The following is a 2841-nucleotide window of genomic DNA, read 5'->3' as shown; positions in this document are numbered from 1 at the left end:
CACGTCATAGGACGAGACGGTGCGGTCCTTGCGGTCGATGCCGAGGCCGGTACTGGCATTGCCCTGCGGGTCGAGGTCGACAATCAGCACGCGCTCGCCGATCGCGGCCAGCGCGGTGGCCAAATTGATGGCCGTCGTCGTCTTGCCGACGCCGCCCTTCTGGTTGGCAACAGTGATGATACGCGGTCCAGTTTTCATGGGTCTATGCCAGTGATTCATTGTGGGGTCGCCGRGCGCAGATCGGTGATTTCCAGGATGATGCCGTGGGGGTCGGTCATGCTTGGATGTTCTACCAGATCGAAGGCCCAGCGGTGAGTGCTTTCTTCCACTTCGGCCCGGTAATCCCGGCCTTTGTGGAAAAGCGCCCGCGCCCCTTTGGTCAGCCAGGGCGCCGACAGGTCGAGAAGGTCCGGAAGCCCGGCCAACGCACGCGCTGTGACGATTTCCGGCGAGGAAACAATGGCATAGCTGTCATCGATGCGGCGCGCCAGGACCCGCGCCGGCAGGCCAAATTGGCCGATGACGGATTGCAGGAACGAGGCCTTCTTGCGGTTGCTCTCGACCAGGTCGATCGAGGCGCCCGGCCGCTCGCCGAGCAGGAATCCCAAGACCAGTCCGGGAAAGCCGCCGCCCGAGCCGAGATCGACCCAGCGCTTTGCCGCCGGTTCGATTCGCGCCAGCTGGGCGCTGTCCAGAATATGGCGGCGCCAGACGTCGTCCAACGTCGAYGGCGCCGCCAGATTGATGCTGCGGTTCCATTTCAGGAAGAGCTGCTCGAAGGCCTTGAGGCGCTCGAATGTTTCACGTGAAACCGGACCCGCCGCGCTTTGCAGCTCTTCCCAGGCGTCGGCGCTCACGCCACCGACCTTCGCGCAACCAGCTCTGCATTGCGGACATGGGCGACAATGATCGCAAGAGCCGCCGGCGTCATGCCTTCCATGCGTTCTGCATCGGCAATCGAGYGCGGCCGGTGCGCCTTCATCTTTTGCTTCAGCTCATTGGAGAGGCCAGGCACGTTTGAGAAGTCGATGGCCTCGGGAATCAGCCGCGATTCTTCATGCCTGATCTGCGCAACGTCAGCCTGCTGCCGCTCGAGATAGACGGAATATTTTGCCTCCGTGTCGAGCCGCTCCACCGTGTTGGCATCGAGTTCGCTGAAGCGGGGCTCAATTCGCGTGAGCCAGGCCATATCGACGCCCGGATAGGCAAGCAGCTCATAAGCCGAGCGCCGCACACCATCCCTGTTGATTTCCAACCCATGCCGCGCCGCTTCATTCGGCGTGAAGCTGACCGACTTTGCCAGCGCGCGCGCATCGTCGAGCTTTTTGCTGATCGCGCCAAAACGCTGCATCCGTTCGACGGAGACGATCCCAAGCCTGGCGGCGAGGGGGGTGAGCCGCTCGTCGGCATTGTCGGCGCGCAACGAAAGCCGGAACTCCGCCCGCGACGTGAACATGCGGTAGGGCTCGGCAATGCCGCGGCTGGTGAGGTCGTCGATCATCACGCCGATATAGGCCTCGGTGCGGCTGAGCACGACCGGCTCGCCCGCTGACGCCTTGTGCGCGGCGTTGATGCCGGCGAGCAGGCCCTGCGCACCGGCCTCTTCATAGCCGGTGGTGCCATTGATCTGGCCGGCCAGGAACAGACCGGCGACCCGCTTTGTCTCCAGCGTCGTCTTCAACTCGCGCGGATCGACATGGTCGTACTCGATGGCGTAGCCCGGCTGCAGCATCGTCGCCTTCTCCAGTCCGGGGATTGTCTTCAATATGTCGAGCTGCACGTCCTCCGGCAGCGACGTCGAGATGCCGTTTGGATAGACGGTGTCATCGTCGAGCCCTTCCGGCTCGAGGAAGATCTGGTGACCCTCGCGGTCGCCGAACTTGACGATCTTGTCCTCGATCGAGGGGCAGTAGCGCGGTCCCACGCCCTCGATCGAGCCGGAATACATCGCTGAACGCGTCAAATTGAGGCGAATCAACTCATGCGTCGCCGTCGTCGTGCGGGTTATGCCGCAATGGATCTGCGGGTTGGCGATCCGCTCGGTCATCAGCGAGAACGGCACCGGATTCTCGTCCGCCGCCTGGCTTTCCAGCGACGCCCAGTCGATGGTGCGGCCGTCGAGGCGAGGGGGCGTCCCGGTCTTCAAACGGCCAAGCTTAAAGCCCGCACGCGCCATTGTGGCAGACAAGCCGTGGCTTGCCTGCTCGTTCATCCGGCCGGCCACGATCTTCTTCTCGCCGATATGGATCAGGCCGCGCAGGAAAGTGCCGGTGGTCAGCACCACGGCGCCACAGGCGAGCGGGCGTTCTCCAGAAACCAAAACGGCGACAACCCGCCCGTCTTCAATTTCAAGATCCACGACTTCGCCCTCGACCACATCCAGATTGGCCTGCTCAGTGATCGCGGCCTGCATGGCCAGGCGATAGAGCTTGCGGTCGGCCTGAGTTCGCGGTCCCCGCACCGCCGGCCCCTTGCGTCGGTTGAGCAGGCGGAACTGGATACCGGCGGCGTCCGCAATGCGCCCCATCAGGCCGTCCATGGYGTCGATCTCGCGCACGAGATGTCCCTTGCCCAGGCCRCCGATGGCCGGGTTGCAGGACATGACGCCGATCGTGTCGAAACGCAGTGTCACCAGCGCGGTCTTGGCGCCGGCCCGCGCGGCCGCACTTGCCGCTTCGCACCCGGCATGGCCACCGCCCACCACCACCACATCATAGTGATTGGTCATTTCAAGAATCCGGTTTCAGAGATTGTCCGACACATGTCCCCGTCGGCGCTGGCTGTCAAGGATGCAGTGGCAGGAACTGCAGCGGTGATCACCACGAGGCGTCGGCGCTGCCC

General features: G+C 63.8%; 3 protein-coding genes. All 3 read right to left on the bottom strand.

The window, feature by feature from the left end; genetic code table 11:
• Positions 1-198, bottom strand: a 198-nt coding sequence (locus ORS3428_RS04870; RefSeq protein WP_157895918.1) for a ParA family protein, incomplete at its 3' end; no start/stop codon positions are given.
• 17 nt (positions 199-215) lie between these two features.
• Positions 216-857, bottom strand: a complete 642-nt coding sequence (gene rsmG / locus ORS3428_RS04865; protein WP_071095144.1) for a 16S rRNA (guanine(527)-N(7))-methyltransferase RsmG — start codon at positions 855-857, stop codon at positions 216-218.
• On the bottom strand, positions 854-2728 hold the full coding sequence (gene mnmG, locus ORS3428_RS04860; protein WP_071095142.1) for a tRNA uridine-5-carboxymethylaminomethyl(34) synthesis enzyme MnmG: 1875 nt from the start codon (positions 2726-2728) through the stop codon (positions 854-856). Before mnmG ends, rsmG begins: the two co-directional genes overlap by 4 nt.
• Positions 2729-2841 lie beyond the last annotated feature (113 nt).

The sequence above is a fragment of the Mesorhizobium sp. ORS 3428 genome, assembly GCF_001854785.1.
Classification (GTDB): domain Bacteria; phylum Pseudomonadota; class Alphaproteobacteria; order Rhizobiales; family Rhizobiaceae; genus Mesorhizobium.
Note: the sequence above shows the minus strand (reverse complement) of the source record. Positions and strands in the feature narration are given on the sequence as shown.